The organism is Monashia sp. HAY1-2A, assembly GCF_056755315.1.
The window spans coordinates 13,731-38,644 of record NZ_JBNDHY010000027.1 but is presented as its reverse complement, the minus strand read 5'-3'; the positions used below and the strand labels follow the sequence as shown (position 1 = coordinate 38,644).

At 72.1% G+C, this 24,914-nt stretch carries 20 protein-coding genes; 6 read left to right on the top strand and 14 right to left on the bottom strand.

Annotation, left to right across the window (positions count from 1 at the left end; translation table 11 throughout):
* Positions 1–113: 113 nt before the first annotated feature.
* The 3 genes from ACPYOM_RS06200 to hppD form a co-directional block, all read right to left on the bottom strand.
* Entirely contained in the window at positions 114–1,691 is a 1,578-nt protein-coding gene (locus ACPYOM_RS06200; protein ID WP_481345305.1) for a DHA2 family efflux MFS transporter permease subunit, read from the bottom strand.
* A gap of 175 nt (positions 1,692–1,866) precedes the next feature.
* Positions 1,867–2,712 (bottom strand): RDD family protein, encoded by an 846-nt coding sequence (locus ACPYOM_RS06195; protein WP_481345304.1) that lies wholly within the window; start codon positions 2,710–2,712, stop codon positions 1,867–1,869.
* Between the two features lie 68 nt (positions 2,713–2,780).
* Positions 2,781–4,025 (bottom strand): 4-hydroxyphenylpyruvate dioxygenase, encoded by a 1,245-nt coding sequence (hppD, locus tag ACPYOM_RS06190; RefSeq protein WP_481345303.1) that lies wholly within the window; start codon positions 4,023–4,025, stop codon positions 2,781–2,783.
* A 107-nt stretch (positions 4,026–4,132) separates the two neighbouring features.
* Between hppD and ACPYOM_RS06185 the strand changes: the two genes are divergently transcribed.
* A complete protein-coding gene (locus ACPYOM_RS06185; protein WP_481343900.1) occupies positions 4,133–4,654 on the top strand; it encodes an Lrp/AsnC family transcriptional regulator in 522 nt (173 codons plus the stop codon).
* Positions 4,651–5,985, top strand: coding sequence for an alpha-amylase family glycosyl hydrolase (locus ACPYOM_RS06180; protein WP_481345302.1), 1,335 nt, complete (start codon positions 4,651–4,653; stop codon positions 5,983–5,985). Before ACPYOM_RS06185 ends, ACPYOM_RS06180 begins: the two co-directional genes overlap by 4 nt.
* Positions 5,986–6,058: 73 nt before the next feature.
* On the opposite strand, the gene ACPYOM_RS06175 is transcribed toward ACPYOM_RS06180, so the two are convergent.
* The 3 genes from ACPYOM_RS06175 to ACPYOM_RS06165 all read right to left on the bottom strand — a co-directional run bounded on the left by ACPYOM_RS06175 (position 6,059) and on the right by ACPYOM_RS06165 (position 10,961).
* Positions 6,059–7,912: a bifunctional metallophosphatase/5'-nucleotidase gene (locus ACPYOM_RS06175; RefSeq protein WP_481345301.1), complete on the bottom strand. Its 1,854-nt coding sequence runs from the start codon at positions 7,910–7,912 to the stop codon at positions 6,059–6,061.
* A gap of 202 nt (positions 7,913–8,114) precedes the next feature.
* Entirely contained in the window at positions 8,115–9,872 is a 1,758-nt protein-coding gene (locus tag ACPYOM_RS06170; protein ID WP_481345300.1) for a DEAD/DEAH box helicase, read from the bottom strand.
* A gap of 156 nt (positions 9,873–10,028) precedes the next feature.
* Positions 10,029–10,961, bottom strand: a complete 933-nt coding sequence (locus ACPYOM_RS06165) for a zinc metalloprotease (RefSeq protein ID WP_481345299.1) — start codon at positions 10,959–10,961, stop codon at positions 10,029–10,031.
* Positions 10,962–11,297: 336 nt separating this feature from the next.
* Between ACPYOM_RS06165 and ACPYOM_RS06160 the strand changes: the two genes are divergently transcribed.
* The gene (locus ACPYOM_RS06160) at positions 11,298–11,996 is read left to right on the top strand and encodes an acetate uptake transporter (protein ID WP_481343732.1); all 699 of its coding nucleotides are present in this window, start codon (positions 11,298–11,300) and stop codon (positions 11,994–11,996) included.
* 111 nt (positions 11,997–12,107) lie between these two features.
* Positions 12,108–14,090, top strand: a complete 1,983-nt coding sequence (gene acs, locus ACPYOM_RS06155; RefSeq protein WP_481345298.1) for an acetate--CoA ligase — start codon at positions 12,108–12,110, stop codon at positions 14,088–14,090.
* A 37-nt stretch (positions 14,091–14,127) separates the two neighbouring features.
* Here the strand turns inward: acs and ACPYOM_RS06150 are convergent, their stop codons facing one another.
* The 5 genes from ACPYOM_RS06150 to ACPYOM_RS06130 form a co-directional block, all read right to left on the bottom strand.
* The gene (locus ACPYOM_RS06150; RefSeq protein WP_481345297.1) at positions 14,128–14,445 is read right to left on the bottom strand and encodes a DUF3039 domain-containing protein; all 318 of its coding nucleotides are present in this window, start codon (positions 14,443–14,445) and stop codon (positions 14,128–14,130) included.
* Positions 14,442–15,290 (bottom strand): glutamate racemase, encoded by an 849-nt coding sequence (locus ACPYOM_RS06145; RefSeq protein ID WP_481345296.1) that lies wholly within the window; start codon positions 15,288–15,290, stop codon positions 14,442–14,444. Before ACPYOM_RS06145 ends, ACPYOM_RS06150 begins: the two co-directional genes overlap by 4 nt.
* A gap of 11 nt (positions 15,291–15,301) precedes the next feature.
* Complete coding sequence (locus ACPYOM_RS06140) at positions 15,302–15,862, bottom strand: YqgE/AlgH family protein (RefSeq protein ID WP_481343928.1); 561 nt, start codon at positions 15,860–15,862, stop codon at positions 15,302–15,304.
* A 76-nt stretch (positions 15,863–15,938) separates the two neighbouring features.
* A complete protein-coding gene (locus ACPYOM_RS06135; protein ID WP_481345295.1) occupies positions 15,939–18,212 on the bottom strand; it encodes a DEAD/DEAH box helicase in 2,274 nt (757 codons plus the stop codon).
* 290 nt (positions 18,213–18,502) lie between these two features.
* On the bottom strand, positions 18,503–18,859 hold the full coding sequence (locus tag ACPYOM_RS06130) for a VanZ family protein (RefSeq protein WP_481343885.1): 357 nt from the start codon (positions 18,857–18,859) through the stop codon (positions 18,503–18,505).
* An 87-nt stretch (positions 18,860–18,946) separates the two neighbouring features.
* Here ACPYOM_RS06130 and ACPYOM_RS06125 point away from each other — a divergent pair, with 87 nt between their 5' ends.
* Entirely contained in the window at positions 18,947–19,579 is a 633-nt protein-coding gene (locus ACPYOM_RS06125) for an SIMPL domain-containing protein (RefSeq protein ID WP_481345294.1), read from the top strand.
* Positions 19,580–19,734: 155 nt separating this feature from the next.
* Positions 19,735–20,124: a thioredoxin gene (gene trxA / locus ACPYOM_RS06120; RefSeq protein ID WP_481343887.1), complete on the top strand. Its 390-nt coding sequence runs from the start codon at positions 19,735–19,737 to the stop codon at positions 20,122–20,124.
* 131 nt (positions 20,125–20,255) lie between these two features.
* Here the strand turns inward: trxA and ACPYOM_RS06115 are convergent, their stop codons facing one another.
* The 3 genes from ACPYOM_RS06115 to ACPYOM_RS06105 all read right to left on the bottom strand — a co-directional run bounded on the left by ACPYOM_RS06115 (position 20,256) and on the right by ACPYOM_RS06105 (position 24,819).
* Positions 20,256–20,570: a hypothetical protein gene (locus ACPYOM_RS06115; protein WP_481345293.1), complete on the bottom strand. Its 315-nt coding sequence runs from the start codon at positions 20,568–20,570 to the stop codon at positions 20,256–20,258.
* Positions 20,563–22,233 carry a glycoside hydrolase family 13 protein gene (locus ACPYOM_RS06110; protein WP_481345292.1) on the bottom strand — a complete coding sequence of 557 codons (1,671 nt, stop codon included), beginning with the start codon at positions 22,231–22,233 and terminating at the stop codon, positions 20,563–20,565. The genes ACPYOM_RS06115 and ACPYOM_RS06110 overlap by 8 nt, the downstream gene beginning before the upstream one ends.
* A 297-nt stretch (positions 22,234–22,530) precedes the next feature.
* Entirely contained in the window at positions 22,531–24,819 is a 2,289-nt protein-coding gene (locus tag ACPYOM_RS06105) for a helix-turn-helix transcriptional regulator (RefSeq protein WP_481345291.1), read from the bottom strand.
* Positions 24,820–24,914 lie beyond the last annotated feature (95 nt).

Genomic DNA, 24,914 nt, shown 5'->3' with positions numbered 1-24,914 from the left:
AAACAGGCCCTGCCCCCATCAGGGGACGGCGGGGGCAGACGAGACGACGCCCCCCCGCCGGTTCGGCGGGGGCGCGTCGTGTCGGGTCACGTCGGCTCGCGTGTGCGCGACCCTCAGTGCAGGGCGACGGGGGCCGTGACCCCCTCCTGGTCCTCGTCGAGCAGGTGCGACTCCTCGTGGCGCCGCGGCAGGAAGGCCGCGGCGACGAGCGTCGCCGCGCACAGGATCGCCGCGACGAGGAAGGTCCTGCCGTAGACGTCGGCGAGCTCGGCGACCGCGGCCGCCAGGCCTTGCGGGCCCAGCTTGTCCTTGACCGCCGGGTCGAACTGCGCCTGCAGCACCGCCCCGGCCGTCCGCGTCCCGTTGAGGTAGTTGGTGAACACGACCGAGATGACGGCGACGCCGATGGAGCTAGCGATCTGCTGGGTGATGTTGAGCAGCGTCGAACCCCGGGCCACCTGGTGGTGGGTCAGCGTCTTGAGCGCCGAGGTCATGATCGGCATCATGGTGCCGCCCATGCCCAGTCCCATGAGGAACAGCACCGGGATGATGAAGCCCCAGTAGGAGGTGTCGGGGCCGACCTGGGTCAGGGCGAACATGCCGACGACGATGGCGACGAGGCCGAACGGGACGATGCGCCCGACCGGGAAGCGGTCGGCGAGCGCCCCGGCGACCGGCATCGTCAGCATCGCGCCGATGCCCTGCGGCACCATGAGGTAGGCCGAGTGCAGTGGGGTCTCGGCACGCACCTGCTGGAGGTACTGCGGCACGAGGAGCAGGCCGCCGAAGAAGGCCGCGCCGAAGAGGAACATCGTGATGGTCGCGACCGTGAGGCGCCGGTTGGAGAAGAGCCGCAGGTCGAGCAGCGGGTGCTTGGGCCGGAAGCTGTACACGACGAAGACGGCGATCATGAACAGCCCGACCAGGCCGGGCACGAGGACCTTGCCGGAGCCGACCGTGCGCTCGCCCGGGATGGAGCTGACCCCGTAGAGGAACAGGGCCAGGCCCGGCGACATGAGCAGCATGCCGACGACGTCGAAGGACTCGGACGGCTCCGGCCGGTCGGACGGCAGCGCCCACAGCGCGTAGACGACGGCGACGACGCCGATCGGCACGTTGATGAGGAAGATCCAGTGCCACGAGTAGTTGTCGATGAGCCAGCCGCCGAGGATCGGGCCGAAGATCGGGCCGAGGAGCATCGGGATGCCGAGGACGGCCATGAGGCGGCCCATGCGCTCGGGGCCGGCGGCGCGGGTCATGATCGTCATGCCGAGGGGCATGAGCATGCCGCCACCGAGGCCCTGCAGGACGCGGAAGACGATGAGGATCTCGATGGACCCCGCCGAGGCGCAGAGCGCCGAGCCGGCGGTGAACAGGACGACGGCCAGGATGTAGAGCCGCTTCGTTCCGAACCGGTCGGCGGCCCAGCCGGTGAGCGGGATGACGGTGGCGAGCGCGAGCGTGTACGCCGTGACGGTCCACGCGACGGTCGAGTAGGCGAGCGGCTGGCCGCCCGGCTCGGCGAAGACGGTCTGGAACCTGGTCAGCGCGATGTTGACGACGGTGATGTCGAGGATCGACATGATCGCGCCGAGGACGACGACGCCGGCGACCTTGAGGACGGCGGCGTCGAGCTTGTCGGGCAGGGCGGGTGGTCCGCCCGTCGTGGTCGATGTGGTCGGTGAGGACACGAGTGGGCTCCGGTGGTCTGTGGAGTGTGGGTACGGCGTCGTCGCCGTGGCGCGGTGATGACCGCGCCTGTCATTCTGCCGCCGACCACCGACAGCGGAGCAAGGCGTTTTCGCCGTCGGCGTCCGCACGGCCGCAGCCGCGGACGCCGACGGCGGGACGCGCTCCCCGACGGGCTCAGCCCTGCCGGCGCGGCTGCTTGCCCTCGACGACCTGGGTACCGGCCACCTTGTCGTGCAGCGCCTGGCGCTTGTCGTCCCAGAGCGGCCACAGGTAGTCGATGAGCGTCAGGAGGTTGACGAACTGACCGGCGAGCGGGACGAGGCGACGCAGGACCGCCGCGCGGAGCGGCAGCGGTCCCGGCTCCGCGGCCCTCCGGACGCTGATGCCGAGGGCCATCTTGCCGAGCGTCTGGCCGGTCGTGGTCCAGAAGACGAGGCAGTAGGCCGTCACGACGAGCCACAGCACGACGCCGAACTGGAGCGAGGGACCGATGAGCTCGCCCTGCAGCTGGGTGGCCGAGGTCCGGTCACCGCTGGCCGCGGCCTGGAAGACGTCCGACATCCCCTGCTGCAGGCTCGGCGTCGCCGCCCAGGCGATGGCCCCGCCGACGATCGCGAGCAGCACACCGTCGATGAGCCAGGCCGCGAGGCGTTTGCCCCACGAGGCGAGCGGCACGCCGTCGGCGGTCGTCTTGACGTTGTACATCCACTGGGCACCGCCCTGGGGCGCCCCGGGGTACTGCGACTGCTGGTACGGGGACTGCTGGTACTGCGACTGACCGCCCTGCTGCCAGCCGCCCTGGGGCATCGGCCTCGTCGGGGTGGGTGCGCCCGGCGGGGTCGCCGCCGCACCGGTGGCGTCGCGTCCCGGGTCCGAGCCCTGGGGGCTTCCGATGGTGCTCTGCGCCGCGGTCGGCGACGCCTTCGGTGCGGTGTGGTTCGTCCACGTGACCCCGTCCCAGTACCGGAGCATGTCGGGGTTGCTGGGGTCGTCGTACCACCCTGAGGGCTGCTGGCTCATGTCCCAACTCTGCCACGGGCCGGGCCCGTCACCTCGAAGGGTGGCGGGCCCGACGCGTCCGCTGGGGCTCAGAGGTTGCCGCGCCTGTCCTGCTCGCGCTCGATGGCCTCGAAGAGGGCCTTGAAGTTGCCCTTGCCGAAGCCGAGGGACCCGTGCCGCTCGATGAGCTCGAAGAACACCGTCGGCCGGTCGCCCAGCGGCTTGGTGAAGATCTGGAGCAGGTAGCCGTCCTCGTCGCGGTCGACGAGGATCCTGCGCTTCTGCAGCTCCTCGATCGGGACGCGGACGTTGCCGATGCGCGCCCGAAGCTCGGGGTCCTCGTAGTAGCTGTCGGGGGTGTCGAGGAACTCGACGCCGTTGGCGCGCAGGGCGTCGACGGAGGCGAGGATGTCGTTCGTCGCGACCGCGAGGTGCTGGGCGCCCGCGCCGCGGTAGAACTCGAGGTACTCGTCGATCTGGCTCTTCTTCCGGGCGACCGCCGGCTCGTTGAGCGGGAACTTCACGCGGTGGTTGCCGTTGGCCACGACCTTGCTCATGAGGGCCGAGTAGTCGGTGGCGATGTCGTCACCGATGAACTCGGCCATGTTCACGAAGCCCATGACGCGGTTGTAGAACGCGACCCATTCGTCCATGTGGCCCAGCTCGACGTTGCCGACGACGTGGTCCAGCGCCTGGAACAGTCGCCTGGGCTGGCCCTCGCGCCGCTCGTAGGAGGACGCGGCGGGCTCGTAGCCCGGCAGGTAGGGGCCGGCATAGGTCTGCCCGTCCACGGTGCGCTGGACGAGCGTGTGACGGGTCTCCCCGTAGGTCGCGATGGCCGCGACCCGGACCGTGCCGTGCTCGTCGGTGTGGTTCGCCGGCTCCTCGAGCACGGTCGCGCCGGCCTGGCGGGCCTGGGCGATGCAGCGGTCGACGTCCGGCACCTCCAGGGCGATGTCGACGACGCCGTCGCCGTGGCGACGGTGGTGGTCGGCGAGCGGGCTGTCGGGGTCGACGGCGCCCTTGACGACGAAGCGGATGGACCCGCTGCGCAGGACGAACGCCTTGTGGTCGCGGTTGCCGTTCTCCGGCCCGGAGTAGGCGACGAGCTCCATGCCCCACGCGCTCTGGTAGTAGTGCGCGCTCTGGGTGGCGTTGCCCACGACGAAGACGATCGCGTCCCAGCCGGTGACCGGGAAGACGTCGGTGTTCTCGTCGTACTCGACGAGACCGACGAGCTGCTTGAGCTGGTCGAGATCGAGGTCGGCCTCGCGCTCCTGCTGGGTGCGGTCGTCGGTGAGCTCGGCTGGCCGAGACGGCATCGTGTCAGTCATGGCGCGAGCGTGACCCACCGGGCCACAGTGGTCAACAGGTCGCCTCGCCGCTGGGCACAGTGCGCAAAGTGTTGCCCTTGTACCGCTCAACAGTGGACACTTTGCCCATGTCGTCCTCCGGCCCCGCGTCCCGGCCACCCGTCGACGCCCTCGACTGCCGCATCCTGCTGCTGCTGCTCCACGAGCCGGGCATCGGGGTCCTCGGCGCCTCGCGCCGGCTCGGCGTCGCGCGCGGCACCGTCCAGGCCCGGCTCGACCGGCTGCAGCGCACCGGCGTCCTGCGCTCGATGGCCCCCGATGTCGACCCCGCCGCTCTGGGGTATCCCGTCACCGCCTTCTGCACCCTCGAGATCCGGCAGGGCCGCGGTGGTCACTCCCCCGTCGTCGAGCACCTCGCCGCGATCCCGGAGGTGCTCGAGGCACACACCATCACCGGGTCCGGCGACGTCCTCATCCGCATCGTCGGGCGCGACAACGCCGACCTGCAACGGGTCATCGACCGCGTCGTCGACGACGAGCTCGTCACCCGCGCCTCGACCGTCATCTCGCTCGCCACCCGTCTCGACCACCGCACCGTCCCGCTCGTCGAGCACCTGCTCGACCTCGCCCGAGGAGGCACCACCCCGTGACTGCGGACCACCAGCCCGACCAGGCACCCGACCTCACGACCCCCGTCCCCGGCGTCCGGCTCGTCCACCCCGAGTGGAGCCGGTCGGCGACCGTCTACCAGGTCAACCAGCGCAACATGACGCCCGAGGGGACGTTCCGCGCCGCGGAGGAGCACCTGCCCCGCATCCGCGACCTCGGCATCGACGTCGTGTGGCTGATGCCGGTCAACCCCATCGGCGAGCTGAACCGCAAGGGGCCGCTCGGCAGCCCCTACGCCGTGCGGGACCACCTCGGCGTCAACCCCGAGTTCGGGACGTTCGAGGACCTGCGCCACTTCGTCGACACCGCCCACGGCCTCGGCCTCAAGGTCATCCTCGACTGGGTCGCGAACCACACCGCCTGGGACAACCCGCTCACCGTGGAGCACCCGGAGTGGTACGCGCGCGACTGGAAGGGCGACTTCCGGCCGACGCCGTGGTGGGACTGGGAGGACATCATCGACCTCGACTACGACCAGCCCGGCCTGCGCCGGTACATGGCCGACGCCATGGCGTACTGGGTGCGTGAGGCCGACGTCGACGGGTTCCGCTGCGACGTCGCGGGGTTCGTCCCCCTCGACTTCTGGGAGGGTGTGCGCCGCGAGCTCGACGCCATCAAGCCGGTCTTCATGCTGGCCGAGTGGGAGTCGCGCGACCTTCACACCCGGGCCTTCGACATGACGTACGCGTGGAGCTGGAACGAGACGATGCACCGCATCGCGATGGGCAAGGCCGACGTCGAGGCGCTCAAGGTCTACTACGCGTGGAACGACCGCTTCTACCCGCGCGACGCCTACCGCATGACGTTCGTCAGCAACCACGACAAGAACGCGTGGGAGGGCACGGAGTACGAGCAGTTCGGCGACGCCCTCGAGGCGGCGATCGTCCTGTCGGTCATCGGCGAGGGCGTGCCCCTCGTCTACAACGGTCAGGAGGCGGGCAGCGACAAGCGGCTCGCGTTCTTCGACAAGGACCTCATCGAGTGGCGCGAGGACCCGCAGGGTGAGCTCTACCGCACCCTCTTCGCACTGAAGAAGGCCCACCGAGCCCTCTGGAACGGGTCGTGGGGCGGCCGGATGGTGCGCGTCCCCAACAGCGACGAGACCTCGGTCATCGCCTTCGTCCGCGCAGCCGAGGACGACCGCGTCTTCGCGGCCTTCAACCTCTCCCCCGACGACGCCACCGTGACCCTCGGTGATGGCCCGCAGGCCGGCTCGTGGGTCGACGCCTTCGACGGGACGCCGGTCGCGCTCGCCGTCGGCGACACCATGACGCTGCCGGCGTGGGGACACCGGGTGCTCGTCGGGGCCTGACCCTCCGTCGACGTGGCAGGCCCGCCCCACCTCGTGGCCGGGCGGGCCTGTCGGCGTCGGGTGGAGCCGGAGGTCAGGCGTTCGTGACGGTGACCGGCGTGCCGTTGCTGACGAGGCGCCAGTCGGTGCTGGAGAAGGTCACCGGGTCGATGACCGTGTTCGCCGTGGCCCAGTCGATGAGCAGCTGGCGGATCTCGATCTGCCGGTTGTAGACGACCGGGGCCGTGGTGACGCCGGGGAAGCCGCCGCCACCGGACTGGCGGTAGTTGTTGATCGCGACGACGAACCGTGCCTCGGGGGCGACCGGCACCCCGCCGTAGGCGAGGCCGGTGATGCGCGAGCCGACCGCCTTGGCGATGTCGATGTCGTAGGTGAGCGGCGCGTCGAGGCCGCCCATGATGTCGTAGTTGTAGTCGGGGGTGCCGCCGGCGTTCGTGATGGTGTCGGCCGAGACGGGGCCGGTGCCCGAGTACTGCACGAAGTACGACGCGCTCTTCTCGAGGTAGTCCTTGACCTGGGCGCCGGTCAGCACGATGCCGAGCAGCGTGTTGTCGTAGATGTAGAGCCCGGCCACGTCGCGGATCGTCACGTCGCCCGCCGGGATCGCCGCGAGCTTGTTGAACGGGGCGGCGATCGACAGCATCGGCAGCGCGCCCTCGGGCGTGCCGGCGAGGGCCTTCTTGACGGCGTCGGCCTGGACGTAGTTGATGAAGTCCATGGCCGGGGTGTCCTCGTAGCGCGAGGTGGCCGCCGACATCGCCTGCGTGCACGTGCCGATGACGCCGTTGACGTAGGCGAGGACCTTCTCGTGGGCGGCCCGGACGGCGCCTGTGACGGCGGGGTCCTCGGGCACGGCGTTGGCGTTCCAGAGCCGGCCGGCGGAGTCGACGACCTGCCACTGCCCCCGGACCTTCTGCAGCGAGAGGGTCATCTCGGCCACGCGCATGCCCCAGTAGTACGGCTCGACGAGGAGGACCTGCTTGCCGGTCTGGGCGTTCGTGGCCTTGTCGACGACCTCGACGTGCGAGTGGCCGACGAGGACGGCGTCGATGCCGGGGACCTGCTCGGCCATGAGCCGGCTGGCGTTCTCGACGTAGGGCAGCGCGTCACCCCACGAGGACTTGCCGTTGGTGCCGGAGTGGCACGACACGATGACGACGTCGGCGCCGGCCGCCTTGAGGCGGGGCACGAAGACCTTGGCCTGCTCGATGATGCCGGGGAACTTCAGCTTGCCGTCGACGTTGGCCTTGTCCCAGATCGCGACGCCCGGGGTGACGAGGCCGAGGATGCCGACCTTGATCGGCTTGCGGTCCTCGAGCTTGACGGTCCTGATGACCCACGGCTTGAAGGCGGGCGCGCCGGTGTCCCAGTCGACGGTGTTGGCCGACAGGAGCGGGAAGTTCAGCTGCTTCTCGAAGGCGCGCAAGGTGTCGATGCCGTAGTTGAACTCGTGGTTGCCCAGCGCGGCGGCGTCGTAGCCGACCTGGTTCATCGCGGCGGCCATCGGGTGGGTGGCGCCGCCGGTGATCGGGTCGATCTTGGCGTAGTAGTACGCGAGGGGCGTCCCCTGGATCGTGTCACCGGCGTCGAGGGTCAGCGTCGCGGCGGCGCCGAGGTCGGCGCGGCGCATCTTGATGACCGAGGACGCCTTGGCGATGCCGATGTCGTTGTGCGTCTTGTCGTCGTACTCGCGGTTGTTGAAGTAGTCCCAGTTGAAGACGTTGCCGTGCAGGTCGGTGGTGCCGAGGACGGTGAGGGTGACGACCTCGCCGTCGGTGCCCCCACCCTGCCCAGCGGTGCCGGCGGCACCCGCCGGCGAGGCGGCCGCGACCGTGGCGATGCCCGCGCCACCGACGGCTGCCATCGCGAGCAGCTGGCGACGGGTGGTGGGCGAGGAGAGGAAGTCCGGGGTCTCGTCGGTGCTCATGTCGTCCTTGTCTTCCGCGCCGGGGTGCTGCGCGGGTCGCGAAGCGGTGTGGGGTTCTGTCCCGCCGGAGCGGGACGCGCCCGACCCTAGCCGCGGCCGGGGACGAACGGGGCGATGCGGACCACCCGCCTTCGTGAACGCCACGTGACGGCACGTGAAGGCACGTGACGGCGCGGAACGCCAGGTGAGGGCGCGGGACGGCTCAGCGGCGGCCGACGAGCCAGAGCCGGATCTTGTCGATCCGCTCGGTCACCTGCTCGGTGCTCGCGGCCGCGAGGTCGGGCCCACCGCACGCACGTCGGAGGTCCAGGTGGACGTTGGCGTGCGGGTAGCCCTTCTGGCGCGCGTAGGCGGCGACCAGCTTGTTCAGCTCCTTGCGCTGCGCGGCGAGGGCGCGGTGCGCGGCCACCGGGGTCGGCCCGGCGTCTCGGGGCGCCTTGCGCACCTGCTTGCTCTGTCGCTCGCGCAGCAGCTGGGCGACCTGGTCCGGCTCGAGCAGGCCCGGCAGCCCGAGGTAGTCCTGCTCGTCCTCCGAGCCGACCTCGGCGTGCATGCCCCACTGCTGCTTGTCGAACAGGACGTGGTCGAAGTGCGCCTCGGACTCGAGGGCCTCGAACGAGCCCTCGGCCAGCGCCCCGCTCGCCTTCTCGTCGCGGGCGGCCTCGTCGAGCAGCGCCTGCTCCTCGGCCCACATCTGGGCGACGTCGTCGGGGTCGGGCCTGCGGTCGAGGGCGTGGTCACGCTGCTCCTCGAGGCGCGCCGCGTGGTCGAGGACGACGGGCACCGACGGCAGGAAGACCGACGCCGTCTCGCCGCGTCGCCGCGCGCGCACGAAGCGGCCGACCGCCTGGGCGAAGAACAGCGGGGTCGAGGTCGACGTCGCGTAGACGCCGACGCACAGGCGCGGAACGTCGACACCCTCGGAGACCATCCGCACGGCCACCATCCACCGCGACGTGCTGCCGGCGAACTGCTCGATGCGCTGCGAGGCGCCCTGGTCGTCGGAGAGCACGACGGTCGGGGACTCCCCGGTGAGCGCCCGCAGGTGCGCCGCGTACGCGCGCGCCTGGGTCTGGTTGCTCGCGATGACGAGGCCACCGGCGTCCTCGACGTGCCGCCGGACCTCGGTGAGGCGCTTGTCGGCGGCCGCGAGGACGGCCGGGATCCACTCACCCTTGGCGTCGAGCGCGGTGCGCCACGCGTTGGCCACGGCGTCCTTGGTCATCGGCTCGCCGAGGCGCGCCTCCAGCTCGTCGCCGGCCTTGGTGCGCCAGCGCATCGTGCCGCCGTAGGCCATGAAGAGGACCGGGCGCACGACGCCGTCGCGCAGCGCCTCGGCGTACCCGTAGGCGTAGTCGCTGGAGCTGACGAGGACGCCCTCCTCGTCGAGCTCGTAACGGACGAACGGGATGGGCGAGGTGTCCGAGCGGAACGGGGTGCCCGTGAGGGACAGTCGGCGGGTGGCCGGCTCGAACGCCTCCCTGATGCCGTCGCCCCAGCTCTTGGCGTCGCCGCCGTGGTGCACCTCGTCGAGGATGACGAGCGTCGAGCGCGACGTCGTCAGCTCGCGGTGCAGCGAGGGGCGCGAGGCGACCTGGGCGTACGTGACGGCGACACCGTGGTAGTCCTCGCTGTGGCGTCCGATGCTGTTGCTGAACCTCGGGTCGAGGCTGATCCCGACGCGGGCTGCGGCGTCGGCCCACTGCGTCTTGAGGTGCTCGGTGGGGGCCACCACCGTGACCCGGTTCACGACGCCGCCGCTCAGCAGCTCGGTCGCGACGCGGAGGGCGAAGGTCGTCTTGCCCGCCCCCGGTGTCGCGACGGCGAGGAAGTCGCGCGGGGCCTGCGCGACGTACCGGTCGAGGGCCTCCTGCTGCCAGGCGCGCAGCTTGCTCGCGGTACCCCACGCGGCCCGCTCCGGGAAGGCGGGTGGGAGGTGGAAGGCGGCCCCTGAACTCATAGGCCGCCCACGGTAGCCGCTCCGGGCCGGCGACATGCCGAGGCCCCGCCGTGTTGGCGGGGCCCCGGTCGGGATGCTATGTGCCGCAGCCGAGCCGGGTGCCCGGGCGGTGGCCCGGGACGGGTCCGGCGGAGGCCTCGGCGGCGTCAGCGCAGGTCAGGCGCGGTACGCCGTCCACTGGGCCTGCATGCGGGTCACCTGGCCGGCCGTGAACTCGGTCATGCACGAGTCGTAGGTGTAGTCCATGAAGTTCCTGATCGGGTCGAGTCCGGGGCTCGTGCACGTGTCGCGCCCGGTCGGGCACCCGTACGCGGCGCTGGCCTCTGCCGGGGTGTCGTCGACGTAGTCCCCCGAGCCGGAGCAGCCGCCCTGGAACGTGTGGTAGAGCCCGAGCCAGTGGCCGACCTCGTGGGTCGCGGTGTCGCCCTGGTTGTAGTTCGTCGCCGAGCCGCCCGGCATCGAGGCGTTGAGCATGACGACGCCGTCCTGGGTGCCCGGGTTCTTCTTCGGGAAGGTCGCCCAGCCGAGCAGGCCGTCACCGATGTTCGCGGCGTAGAGGTTGAGCGCGGCCTTGCCGCCCCGGTGCAGCGCACTCTTCATGTTCCGCTCGGCCGTGGAGCTCGGCGTCACGGTGTACCAGGCCGCGTTGTCGGTGACGTCGGTGCCGGCCAGGCGGAAGCTGAAGCCCGAGCCCGCGTACGCGTTGTTGAGCACGCTGATCTGGCTGCTGATCGTCGAGGCGCTGATCGACCCCTGCGACCCGTCGGTGATCGTGTGGAAGTACACGTCGATCGTCGCGCTCGCGAAGGCCGCACCGCCCCCGGGGCGGGCCGCGGCACCCGACGAGGTCAGGCCCAGGCCCTTGGCCGCCAACGCCGTGCGGAGCGCGGCCTCGTTGGCGCGCACCTGCGCGTCGGTCAGCTCGTGCGGGTCCTTGGCGGTGCCGTGCATGCTGCGCGCCCCGACGGAGGCCGGGTCGAGGCAGGTGGTGCCGCGGACGTCGAAGGTCGGCGACGCCATGGCCGGTGCGGCCAGCGATGCGGCGACGAGCGCGAGCGGAGCAGCCAGCGCCAGTGAGCGGAGCTTCATGAAGGAGAACCTTTCTCGCTGTCAGGACACCCGATCGGGCGTCGCTAGCCAGCGAGCGTAGGAACGCCCGGGTCTGTGGGGCCGCCGCAGCCGGTAAAGAGTGCGTCAGGAAACCCTCGCCGGACGCCAGTCGGACGCCCGGCGCAGGCGCGGCGGCCGGGCGACGCGGCGCCCCCCAGCACGGAGGGCGGCGATCTTGTGAGTCGGTCGCGACAGACGTAGATTCGCCATGTCGGGTTGCGCAAGGTGCGCCGTGATGACATGACCCGCCACGTCGCCATGACGGATCTGCCACCCCGTGTCGCCCGGCAGAGGGCCTCTGGAGGGGCCCGGATCATGGCAACACACATCCTTCACCCCAGGCACCCGGACCACCCGGCGCAGACGGCGGACCCCGGGGCGGTGGCCGCCGAGACGACCGGCCCGCCCGAGCGCGGTACGGAGCCCACACCGGCCGTGGCCGACGCGTCGGGCATCGCGGACCCGGCGGCCCTCGGCCTCGCGGCCTTCGCCATGACGACGATGGTGCTCAGCATCGTCAACACCGGGCTCGTCGGCGCCGCAGCGGCACCCGTCGTGCTGGGTCTCGCGCTGGTGTACGGCGGGGCCGCACAGCTGCTCGCCGGCATGTGGGAGTTCCTGCGGGGCAACACGTTCGGTGCCCTCGCGTTCTCGTCCTACGGCGCCTTCTGGATCTCCTACTGGGTCTACGCCAACTTCCTGCTCCCGGGGATCACCCGCGCGGGCGAGGCGAGGGCCGCGACCGGGCTGTTCCTGGCCGTCTGGGCGTTCTTCACCGGGTACATGGTCATCGCCGCGCTGCGCGTCAGCATGGCCGTGCTAGGCGTCTTCGTCCTGCTGTTCGCGACCTACGTCGTGCTGGCCGTCGGCGCCTACGGCGACTACGCGCTCGTCACCAAGATCGGGGGGTGGGTCGGGGTCGCCACCGCGGCCGTCGCCTGGTACACGTCCTTCGCCGTCGTGACCAACTCGACCTTCAGGCGAACCGTCCTGCCGGTCGGCCCGCTGGCCTGAGCCGCCACCGCTCGGTCATCGTCGCCCGGCCGACCCCCGGGCGGCGGTGAGCCGCGCCCTCATCCGTCAGCCGGGGACCCCGGCACTCCGTCACGACCAAGGAAGTCCGCCATGAGCACCACTCCCGAGCTGGACGTGCTGCTGCACGAGAACCGGCAGTTCCCACCGCCGCCCGACCTCGCGGCGCAGGCCAACGCGCAGCCCGACATCTACGGCAGGGCGAAGCAGGACCGGCTCGCGTTCTGGGCCGACGAGGCCAGGGGCCTGACGTGGGCCAGGCCCTGGGACACCGTCCTCGAGTGGAAGCTCCCGGACGCGAGGTGGTTCGTCGGCGGCGAGCTCAACGTGGCCGTGAACTGCGTCGACCGGTGGGTCGAGCGGGGCCACGGGGACCGGGTCGCCTACCACTGGGTCGGTGAGCCCGAGGGCGACACCCGGACCATCACGTACGGGCAGCTGAAGGACCTGGTCTGCCAGGCCGCCAACGCGCTGACCTCCCTGGGCGTCACGAAGGGCGACCGGGTGGCGATCTACATGGGGATGATCCCCGAGACCGTCGTCACGATGCTCGCGTGTGCCCGGCTCGGGGCCCCGCACACGGTCGTCTTCGCCGGCTTCTCGTCCCAGGCCCTGTCGACGCGCATCCTCGACTGCGACGCGCGCTTCGTCGTGACCGCCGACGGCGGCTACCGGCGCGGTGCCGTCAACCCCCTCAAGCCCGCGGTCGACGAGGCCCTCGAGAGCTGCCCCGACGTCGAGAAGGTCCTCGTGGTGCGCCGCACCGGCCAGGAGATCGGCTGGGTCGAGGGACGCGACGTGTGGTGGCACGACGTCGTGGAGGGCGCCCCCACCGAGCACACCGCGGAGGCGCACGACGCCGAGCACCCGCTCTACGTCATGTACACCTCCGGCACGACCGGAAACCCCAAGGGCATCCTGCACACGACCGGCGGGTACCTGACCCACTGCTACGCGACCTGCCGGTACATCTTCGACATGAAGCCGGAGACCGACGTCTTCTGGACCGCCGCCGACATCGGCTGGGTCACGGGGCACAGCTACATCGTCTACGGGCCGCTCGCCAACGGGGTCACCTCGATGCTCTACGAGGGCGTGCCCGACGCCGGGGGCAAGGACCGGTGGTGGCAGATCGTCGAGCAGTACAAGGTCACCATCCTCTACACCGCCCCCACGACGATCCGCACGCTGATGAAGTGGGGTGAGCAGTACCCCGAGGGCCACGACCTGTCGAGCCTGCGACTGCTCGGCTCGGTCGGCGAGCCGATCAACCCCGACGCCTGGGTCTGGTACCACACGCACATCGGCGGCGGTCGGTGCGCGGTCGTCGACACGTGGTGGCAGACCGAGACCGGCGGCATCCTCATCACGCCGCTCCCGGGCATCACCACGACCAAGCCGGGCGCGGCCATGGTCCCGTTCCCCGGGATCAGCGCCGAGGTCGTGCGCAACGACGGGTCGGCGGCCGGAGCCGGCGAGGGTGGGTTCCTCGTCGTGACCGAGCCGTGGCCGGGGATGCTCCGTGGCATCTGGGGCGACCCGGAGCGCTACCGCACGACGTACTGGGAGCGCTTCCCCGGCGTCTACTTCAGCGGAGACGGGGCGAAGAAGGACGACGCCGGCGACATCTGGGTCCTCGGCCGGGTCGACGACGTCATGAACGTCTCCGGACACCGGATCTCGACGACCGAGGTCGAGCACGCCCTCGTCTCCGACCCGCGCGTCGCCGAGGCGGCCGTGGTCGGCGCGAGCGACCCGGCCACGGGGCAGGCCATCGTCGCGTTCGTGACGATCAAGGCGGACGTCCCGACCGAGGGTGAACCCGGCGTCGCTCTCGTCCGCGAGCTACGCGAGCTCACCGCCCAGCGCATCGGCAAGCTGGCACGTCCCCGGCAGATCCTGCTCACGCCCGAGCTGCCGAAGACCCGGTCGGGCAAGATCATGCGGCGCCTGCTGCTCGACGTCGCCGAGCACCGCCGGCTCGGTGACGTGACGACCCTCGCCGACTCGACCGTCGTCGAGCTGATCAAGAAGCAGATGGAGGCCGAGCGGCCACCGGAGGACGACGACTCGTGAGCCGTCCCGGCGGCCGGAACCCCGGCCGAGTGGGCGCTCAGCTGCCGCCGGAGTCGCCGTCGCCACCGTCCTGCGGGTCGCGCAGGCCCTCGTAGATCTCCTTGCAGACCGGGCACACCGGGAACTTCTGCGGGTCCCGGCCGGGCACCCAGATCTTGCCGCACAGTGCGACGACCGGCTCGCCGGTCAGGGCGCTCTCGAGGATCTTCTCCTTGCGCACGTAGTGCGAGAAGCGTTCGTGGTCGCCCGGCTCCTGGAGCTCCTCACGGACCTCCTCGCGCTCGATCGTCGCCGTGCCCGTGCTGCGTAGCGGCTGCGGCTCGTTCTCGAAGGGGTCGGGAGGCATCGTGCTCATGTCGCGAGTGTAGGACGGGACGCGGCGCCCTCGAGCAGCCGTGCACCGGCCGGATAGGTGGCGAGGACCCCGGGCAGCGCGCCCGGGCGCCCGGAGAGCAGCACGGCCTCGACGCCGGCCCGCGGGGCCGTGGGGTCGGCCGCCAGCCCGAGGCGGCGCAGGGTCTGGCGGGCGACGGCGACCGGGGAGTCGAAGATCGTGACGCCGACCGGGACGGCGGCGGCGATCCGGTCCGCGACGAGACCGTAGTGCGTGCAGCCGAGCACGAGCGCGCGGACCCCCGTCGGCGTGCGCTCGGCCGCCGCGGCGACCGAGGCGTCGATGGCGTCGAGGTCACCGGACTCGATGGCCTCGGCGAGGCCGAGCGCCGCCACCGCGTGGGTCTCGACGTCGGCTGCGAACGCGTCGACGAGGCCGCGCAGGTAGTCGCTGGAGGTCGTGGCGGCCGTCGCCCACACGGCGACGGGTCCCCCGCCGGCAGCGGCCGGGCGGATGGCCGGGACGGTGCCGATGACCGGCACCGCGGGCTCGAGCTCGGCCCGTACGGCGTCGAGCCCGTGCACCGACGCGGTGTTGCACGCGACGACCACCGCGTCGGGGGCGTGCTCGAGCGCGGCCCGGGCGAGGTCGAGGACGAGGTGGCGCACGTCCTCGGGGGTGCGTGGCCCGTACGGCATGTTGTCCGGGTCCATCGCGAGCACGAGCCCGAGGTCGGGACGCAGCGTCTGCAGGGCGTCGGCGTAGGCGACGAGGCCCAGACCACTGTCGACGAAGGCGACACGCCTCCGCGGGGAGGACGGCGCGGACGGCTGGACAGAGGGCGCGGTGGGGCCGGTGAGGTCCATGGGTGGCACCGTCAGTTCATCGTCGGGTCGTCGGGGAAGCTCGCGACGTAGGCGAGGCCGTCGCGCTGGCGGCGCAGCACGGCCCGCCACAGGTCGTCCGGCTCGGACGTGAACGCGTCGCGCACCTCCGCGTCGACGACGTACCAGTCGCCCCGGAGGATCTCGCCCTCCAGCTGCCCGGCGTCCCAGCCGGAGTAGCCGGCGAAGATCCGCATCCCCGCCAGCTCGGCCGCGACGACGGGCGTCGGAACGTCGAGGTCGACAAGCCCGATCGAGCCGAAGAGGCGCTTGACGCCGAGCGGCTCGGGCACGTCTCCGGGCACCGTGACGATGCCCAGCGCCGACGAGGTGGACACCGGGCCGCCCTGGAAGATGACCTGCGGAGCCGTGACGACGCGCTCCCACCCGGGCAGGACCGAGTCCACGCCCGCGGTCAGGGGCTTGTTGAGCACGACGCCCTGGGCGCCGCCCTCGTCGTGGTGGAGCATGAGCACGACCGAGCGGTGGAAGACGTCGCCGCCGACGGAGGGCGTTGCCACGAGCAGACGGCCGGTGTGGAAGCGCGGGCTCACGGGCCCAGCCTTCCACACCGGCCGATCGGGTCGCCGACGCCGCGGGGCGTCGCGACGGGATGGTTCTCCGGGTCGCTCAGAAGCGGGCGCCGCGGCGGTTCGGACGCTCGTCGTCACCCCAGCGGGACACCAGGCCCTGGTCGCGGTCGCGGTCGCGGCCGCGACGACCGTCGCGCCCGTCACGGTCGCGGTGGCCGCCGTGGTGGGGGCGGACGCCGTCCCGCGAGCCATGGCGCGGGCCGCGGGCGCCGGCCGGGCCGCGTCGGTGCTGCTTCGGACCGGCGATGAGGCGCTGGAAGTCCTCCTCGGCGATCGCGACGCCGCTCGGCGTCGCGGCGCCGGTGGCCGCGATGATCGCGTCGCCGGGCGTCGCCCGGACCGGCGCGATGTCGAGGCCGGCGTCCTTGAGCTGGCGCTCCATCGTCTTGCGCTGGTGCGGCAGCGCGAGGGTCACCACGGTGCCCTTGTCACCGGCGCGGGCCGTGCGGCCCGAGCGGTGCAGGTAGTCCTTGTGGTCGGCCGGCGGGTCGACCTGCAGGACGACCGACACGTCGTCGACGTGGATGCCGCGGGCGGCGACGTCGGTCGCGACGAGCACCGGCAGGGTGCCGTCGCGGAACGCGCCGAGGACGCGGTTGCGCTGGCCCTGGTTGAGGCCTCCGTGCAGCGCCGCGGCCATGACGCCCTGCTCACGCAGCTGCAGCGCGATGCGGTCGGCGCCGAGCTTGGTCCGGCAGAAGACGACCGTGCGGCCCTCCCGGTTGGCGACCTCGGCGGTGATGACCTTCTTGTGCTGCGGGTCGATGAGGAGCACGTGGTGCTCCATCGTCTCGACCGAGGCCGTGGCGTCGTCGGTCGAGTGGACGACCGGCTCGTCGAGGTACTTCGCGACGAGGTCGTCGATGCCACGGTCGAGCGTCGCCGAGAAGAGGAGGCGCTGGCCCTCGGCGGGAATCCGGTCGAGGGTCGTCGTGATCTCGGCCATGAAGCCCATCTCGGCCATGTGGTCGGCCTCGTCGAGGACCGTGATGGTGATGTCGTCCATCTCGACGGCGCCGCGCTCGAGCAGGTCGTTGAGGCGGCCCGGCGTCGCGATGAGGATGTCGACGCCCTTGTTGAGCGCGTTGATCTGGGTCGTGTAGCTCAGGCCACCCGCCACGAGCTTGTGGCGCAGACCGGTGACGTGCACGAGCGGCTCGAGGGCGTCGGAGACCTGCATGGCCAGCTCACGCGTCGGCGTGAGGATCAGCGCGTGCGGCCGGCGCGGGCGGCGGGGCGCCTCGGCCTCGAGCAGGCGGGCGATGAGCGGCAGGCCGAACGCGAGGGTCTTGCCCGAGCCGGTCTGGCCACGGCCGAGGACGTCCTTGCCCGCGAGGGCGTCGGGAATCGTCGCGGCCTGGATCGGGAACGGCGTCGTGATCCCGTCGCGGGCGAGGCGCTCGACGAGCCGCTCGGGCAGCCCGAGGGCGGCGAAGCCGTTGTCGGCGGCAACCTCGACGGGGCCGTCGGAGACCGGCTTGCGCGTGGCCTTGGTCCACGTGTCGGCGTCCATGCGCTCGGCCTCGGCGTCCTCGAAGCTCATCGGGGCGCGGTCGGCGTCGCGGCCGGAGAAGCGGTCGTCGCGCTCGAAGCGCGGACGGTCGAAGCGCGGACGGTCGTCCCGGTCGAAGCGGGGACGGTCGAAGCGGGGACGGTCGTCCCGGCGCTGGAAGCCGCGGTCGCCGCGGTCGTCGCGGTCGAAGCGGGGACGGTCGTCACGGCGCTGGAAGCCGCGGTCGCCGCGGTCGTCGCGCTCGAAGCGGGGCCGGTCGAAGCGGGGGCGGTCGTCGCGACGCTGGAAGCCGCGGTCGCCGCGGTCGTCCCGGTCGAAACGGGGGCGGTCGTCGCGACGCTGGAAGCCACGGTCGCCGCGGTCGTCGCGGTCGAAACGGGGACGGTCCTCGCGACGCTGGAAGCCGCGGTCGCCGCGGTCGTCCCGGTCGAAACGGGGACGGTCCTCGCGACGCTGGAAGCCACGGTCACCGCGGTCGTCCCGGTCGAAGCGCGGGCGGTCCTCGCGACGCTGGAAGCCGCGGTCGCCACGGTCGTCGCGGTCGAAACGGGGACGGTCGTCGCGACGCTCGTCACGGCGGTCGTACGAGCGGTGCTCCTCGCGCGGGGCGCGCCACTCACGGCCGCCGACGTGCGAGGTGCCGGACGTGGCCGGCCGGGAGGTCCTCGTGCCCGAGAAGGAGCCTCGGGCCTTCTGGCCGGGAGCGGAGCCGCGGTGCGGCTTCTTGGCGGCGGCGGCCTTCTTCTCGGTGGACCAGCGGGCCTTCTTGGGCGCGCCGGAGGACGGGTTCTTGGACATGCGTGTTCAACTCTCTCAGCTCGAGCAGACTTCGTCTCGAGCCGTGAGTCACAACCACGACCATGCAGACGAGCCTCAGGCGCAGCATCGTCTGCGCCCCTTGGTGTACCGGTGCCCGGCATCTGTGCCGTCCGGCGTTCGGATCCGCTCCGCGTCGGGTGCCGGGCCGCGCCGTCGGCGCGGGCTTCCGGTTGGATGTCGCCTCGTCGGACGGGCCTGCCCGCCGGGCATCCCCGGCGCCATCCCCTCCGTCGTGATCCGAGGAGACCTCGGAGTCGGATGCGACGAGTCTACCAGCGGCGGCGGCGTGCCCTGACCACGAGCGCGAGCGCCCCGACCGCCACACCGACGAGGTCGACGAGGGCGTCCCACGGGTCACCGGTACGTCCAGGCAGCAGCAGGTGCTGCACGACCTCGCTCACGGGTGCGTGCCCGGCGAGCACCGCCACGGCGAGGCGCGGCGACGTCGCCCGGCCGAGCGCGTACGTCGGCACGGCGAAGACGACCAGGTGCACGACCTTGTCGGTCCAGCTGACCGGTCCCTCGACGGTGACGACGGGCCAGTAGAGGACGGCGAGCTGGACCGCGACGGCCAGGGCCGCGAGGACCACGGCGGGGCGCCGGTCGAGCGTCGAGGGGGTCGTCATGGCACGGGAGTCTAGGTAGGTTCGGCGAAGGACCCGCGCCGGGAACAGGGCACCACCACGCCGGCGGCGGACGAGGAGGAGGCGACCATGGGCAGGCGCACGGTCACGGTCACCGGTTCCGGGCGGGCGAGCGTCTCCCCCGACGTCGTCCGGCTCGACCTGCGGGTCGGTCACGACGCGCCGGACGTCGCGGCGGCCCTCGCCGGTGCTGCCACCGGCATCGCGGAGGTCGGGCGCGTGGCCCGCGCCCACGGCCTCGCCGATGCCGACATCCGCACGCTCGACGCGTCGGTGAGCCAGCGCTGGGACAACACCGGCACGCCGGTCGGCTTCACGGCCCAGCAGCGGCTCGGCCTGACGGTGCGGCGGCTCGAGGCCGTCGGTGAGGTGCTCGAGGCAGCGGCCGAGGCGGTCGGCAACGCCCTCCTCGTCGACCAGGTGCGGCTCGACGTCTCCGACCGGGCCGAGGGCCTGTCGCGGGCGCGAGACGCCGCGTTCGCCGACGCGCGTGCCAAGGCCGAGCAGTACGCGACGCTCGCGGGGGCGGCTCTGGGGCGGGTCCTGGGCATCGCCGAGACCGGCGCCGTGCCGGTGGCGGCGTCGGCGATGAGGCTCGCGTCGACGGCCCGGGACTCGGCCGGCGCCATGCCCGTCGAGGGCGGCGACCTCGAGATCGGGGCGTCGGTCACGGTGACGTGGACCCTGACGGATGCGCCCTGACCCGGGTGACCCGGTGTGACGCTCCCCTGACGCCCCTGACGCCCCTGACGCCCCTGACGCCGCGCGACCCCGCCGTCACCCCGGCGGCCGGAGCCGGACCGGCAGCGGACGTTCGACGGTGGAATACCTCGGGCCCCTCGTTCGTTGGAGGCGACATGGCAACGACTGACCTGACCGCCGAGACCTTCGAGAAGACCGTGCTCGACAACGACATCGTGCTCGTCGACTTCTGGGCGTCGTGGTGCGGCCCGTGCCGCCAGTTCGCCCCCGTGTACGACGCGGCGTCCCAGACAGGGGACAACGAGGGCATCGTGTTCGGCAAGGTCGACACTGAGGCGGAGCAGGCGCTCGCCTCCGCGGCCAACATCACCTCGATCCCGACGCTCATGGCGTTCAAGGAGGGCGTGCTCGTGTTCGCCCAGCCGGGGGCCCTGCCCCAGTCGGCGCTCCAGAACGTCATCGAGCAGGTCAAGGCGCTCGACATGGCACCGATCAAGGAGCAGCTCGCCGCGCAGGGCTCCGGCCCCGACGCCGCCGCGCAGTGACGCACCGGCCCGGCTGACCACCGGAGCCGGGCCTGTCGGGTCGTCCTCGGCGTCGCCGGTCTCCCGCCTCTGCGAGGAGGTGGCGGACCCGGCGTCGATGGGGAGGGGGGTCAGACGCCAGGTCCGCCGGTCTAGGGGGCCACGAGCACGGTCACGGTCGTGTGACCGTCGCGGCGCGCACGCAGCGCCCGGGCCCGGCCGCGACCCAGGTGGCCGACGTGCGGGACGACGACGGCCCACGCCTCGTCGCCGCGCCGGACCTGCTCCATGAGGGCGTCGAAGGCCCAGGGGTCCTTGTGGTGGCCCTCGACGAACACGGTGCCGAGGGTGAAGCCCTCGGCCTGGGCGAAGGCCTCGAGACGCGTCCTGGCGCTGACCAGCCGCTCTCCTGCCAGGTCGTCCTCACGGATGTAGCCCAGCACCAGCGGGCGCGTGCCGTCACTCATGACGCGTCCCCGGCTCGTTCCCGACGAGCACCCACGCGGCACTGTCGGGGGGAAGCTTCTCGCCGACCTCGGGGTCGCTTGCGTGCAGCACGTGGCCCTCGACCGGCATGAGCACGGGCTCGGACGTGCAGTTCACGACGCAGGCGAAGCCGTCGCCGCGAAGGAAGGCCAGCACGCCGGGCTCCGTCCGGAGCCAGCGGAAGTCGCCCGTGGCGATGTCCGGCACCCGATGGCGCAGGGCGATGGCCTCGCGGTACAGGTTCAGCATGGACTCGCCGGACTCGAGCTGGCGGTCGACGGCGTGGTAGCCGAACCAGTCGGGCTGCGGGAGCCAGGTGCCCGCAGACGCGCCCTCCGGTGAGAAGCCCCAGGCGCCGCTCGCCGAGTCCCACGGCAGCGGGACCCGGCAGCCGTCCCGGCCCCGTCGCACCCCGGCCGTCCGGTGGAACATGGGGTCCGTCAGCACGTGCTCGGGCAGGTCGATCACCTCCGGCAGGCCCAGCTCCTCGCCTTGGTAGATGAACGCCGAGCCGGGCAGCGCCAGCATGAGCAGCGCGGCCGCACGGGCCCTCCTGATGCCCAGCTCGACGTCGCCCATGGGGCCGCCCGGCCACCCGCCCGCGTACCGGGTGACCACTCGGGGCATGTCGTGGTTGTTGAGGACCCACGCCACGGGCGAACCGGCGCCCGCGACGGTCGTGCGGCCCCGGTCGATGACGCCTCGCAGCGCGTCGACGTCCCACGGCGCCCGGAGGAACTCGAAGAAGAAGCTCTGGTGCAGCTCGTCCGGTCGCTGGTACGCCGCGAGCTCCGCGGCGTCCAGGACTCCCACCTCGCCGATCAGCACCCGCTCCCGACCGGTGGCGGCCGTGTAGCCGTCCGCGATCGCGCGCCAGGAGCGCCAGACGTCGTGCACCTCGGGCTGGTTCCAGGCGTGGGCGTTGTTCGGGTCCCCGGTGATCTCGTCGTCGAGGGCGAGCTCGTGGTCCGGGAGCCCCTCGCGCTTGTGCAGGCCATGGGCCACGTCGATGCGCAGTCCGTCGACGCCCCGGTCGAACCAGAACCGCAGCACCTCCTCGAAGTGCGCCGGGACGTCGGGGTGGCGCCAGTTGAAGTCGGCCTGCTCGGGGGCGAAGGTGTGCAGGTACCACTGCCCCGGCGTGCCGTCGGGCTCCGTGACCCGCTGCCAGGCCGGCCCTCCGAAGATCGAGCGCCAGTTGTTCGGCGGCAGCTCCCCGTTGCTGCCCCGGCCGTCCGCGAAGTGGAAGCGCGACCGCTCCACGCTGCCACGGCCGGCGGCCACGGCGGCGGTGAACCACGGGTGCTGGACCGAGCAGTGGTTCGGCACGACGTCGATGAGCACCTTGAGGTCGAGCCGGTGGGCGTCCCGGACGAGGCGGTCGAAGCTGTCCAGCGTGCCGTACTCCGGGTGGATGGCGAGGTAGTCGGCGACGTCGTACCCGTGGTCGTGCTGGGGCGAGGGGTAGAACGGGTTGAGCCACATGGCGTCGACGCCGAGGCGGCGCAGGTAGGGCAGCCTCTGGTGCACCCCGTCGAGGTCGCCGATGCCGTCGCCGTCGGAGTCCTGGAAGCTGCGGACGTAGATCTGGTAGATGACGGCTCCCCGCCACCAGCCGTGGTTGCCCCTCGATGTACCGTCCACTGCAGCTGCCGATGTCTCGGGGTGCGGCGCCCGACGCGCGGGCGCGTCAGGCGCGTACCTGGCACTGGTCGACGTGGGGAGCATGGCCGCCTCGGAGGAATGTGAGCGTTAACCAACGCCCTCAGAATCGCCCGGAGCGAGCGGACGGGCATCCCGAGAACTACGGGGATGAGTACGGAGATCGGGCCCGTGGGTGGTCGCAGTCCGGACATTCCCGACGCGGACCAATGCGGACCACCGGCCCGGGCCGCGCCCTCCGGGACGGGCCGCGACGCCACACCCCGCCCGTGGCGGCGGTCAGCGCAGGTCGCCCTGGGCCATCCGGCCGGCGACCTGGCCGCGGGACGTGAGCCCGAGCTTGCTGAGGATGCTCGCGACGTGCGACTCGGCCGTGCGGCTGGAGATGACGAGACGTGCCGCGATCTGCCTGTTGCTGAGGCCCTCGGCGATGAGCCCCGCGATCTCCCGCTCCCGGCGGGTCAGCCCCGCCTCGATCCCGCTCGCCGCCGGACCCGTCGACGCCGCCGCGGTCTCGTCGGCCTCCTCACCGTCACGCAACGCCAGCGCCAGGGCCCGCTCGAGGGAGTAGCCGGCCCCCTCGGCGAAGAGCCGCTCGAAGCGGGCGTCACCCAGGGCCTCGCGAACCGCGTCCTCGGACCGTTGGTCGAACATGCCGTAGGCCGTCGTCTCGTCGACCTTGGCGCCGCTGGCCCGCCACACCGCCTGCGACGCCCCGAGCAGCAGGGCTGCCTTGTCGTCGGGCGACTCCAGGGCCGCGCACCAGGAAAGGGCCTGCACCCCGAAGCTCATCCCCGTCAGGTCGTGCATCGGCTCGAACAGCCTGATGGACTCCCGCAGCACGCGACGGGCGTCCTCGAGCCGGCCCTGGCGCCACCGGACGATCCCGACGCACCAGAGACCGTAGGCCTTGGAGGACAGCGCATCGTGTCGCTCCGCGATGGCGAGGGCCTGCTCGCTGAAGGCCTCGACGCGCGGGTCCTCGAGGAAGAAGGTGGCGGCCGACAGGAGGACGAGGGTGTCGAACTCGCCGAGCGGGTCACCGACCGCGCGGAACTGGCTCAGACCCCGCTCGAGGAAGCCGCAGGCGCCGACGAGGTCCCCCTGGTACATGGCCGCGTGACCGCGGCACTCGTCGATCCGGGCCCGCAGCAGCTCGTCGTCGAACTGCTCGGCCAGTGTCGAGCACTCGGCGAGCATCTCGTGGGTCCGGTCGAACTCGCCCGCGAACATCGACAGGTAGGCCGCGGCCCACAGCCCATAGGCGCGTCGGAGGTCCGGGGCGGGAGCCCGCTCGAGAGCCCGGACGAGGTAGCGGTGCCCCTCGCGCAGGAACCCGGCGAACCAGAAGTTCCACATCGGTGCCGCGATGTCGAGCGCCAGGGCCGCCTCGTCGGGGCTCTCGAGACAGGTCTCGATGGCGGCCCGGATGTTGCCGTTCTCCCGCCTGAGCCGGAGGAACCAGTCCGCCTGGCGCGGGCTGAAGTTGTCACGCCCGTAGTCCTGGGCGAGCAAGCGGTAGTGGTCGCGGTGCCGGCGGCGCATCTCCTGCAGCTCGCCCGCGTCGACGAGGCGGGCCGTACCGTACTGGCGGACGGTCTCGAGCATCTGGAAGCGGGCCGACTCGTGGCTCGTGGCGTCCTGACGCGTGATGATCGACTTGTTGACCAGACCCGCGACGAGACCCAGGATCTCCTCGCGGGCCAGACCGTCTCCCGAGCACACGTCCTCGGCGGCGTCGAGGTCGAATCCGCCGACGAACACCGAGAGCCGGCCCCAGAGCACCTGCTCGGCGGGTGAGCAGAGGTCGAAGCTCCATCCGATGGCGGTGTCGAGGGCTCGCTGGCGCGGCGGTGCCGTGCTGCGTCCCGAGCTGAGGAGCGCGAACCGGTCCTCGAGCCGGTCGAGGATCTGTGCCGGCGAGAGGGTCCGCAGCCAGACGGCGGCCAGCTCGATCGCCAGGGGGATGCCGTCGAGGCGACGGCACAGCTCGAGGACCGCGGCCCGGTTGGCGTCCACCAGCCTGAAGTCGGGCGCGACCGCGGTGGCGCGGTCGAGGAACAGCGCGACGGCCTCGTAGCGCCGGGGGTCACCAGGGTCCTCACGGCGGTCCTCGGGCGCCGACAGCGGCGGCACGGGCAGGATCTGCTCGCCCTCGACCCCGAGGACGTGCCGGCTCGTGGCGAGGACGTGCAGGCCGGGCGCCGCGGCCAGCAGCTTGCTGGTGAGCACCGCGCACGCCTCGGTGAGGTGCTCGCAGTTGTCGAGGACGACGAGCAGGCGCTTGTCCTCGAGGTACTCCGCGAGGTCGGCGGCGGGGTCCGCGGACACCTGGCGCAGGTCCAGCGTGTTCGCCACGGTGTGGGGAAGCAGCTGTGGGTCGCGGAGGGGGGCCAGCTCGACGAACCACACCCCGTGGGGGAAGGTCCGGCGCAGCTCGGAGGCCATCCGCACCGCCAGCCGCGTCTTGCCCACCCCGCCCACGCCGGTCAGGGTGAGCAGGCGGCTGGTGGAGAGCATGCGTCGGGTCTCGGCCATCTCCCGTCGTCGACCAACGAAGCTGGTCATCTCCGAAGGGAGCAGACCAGGCACTCTGGTGGCTGGCTTCACCCGTGGCATGCCGTCCGAACCCTTCGCCGCACGGAGGCCCGGAGCGGGCCTGA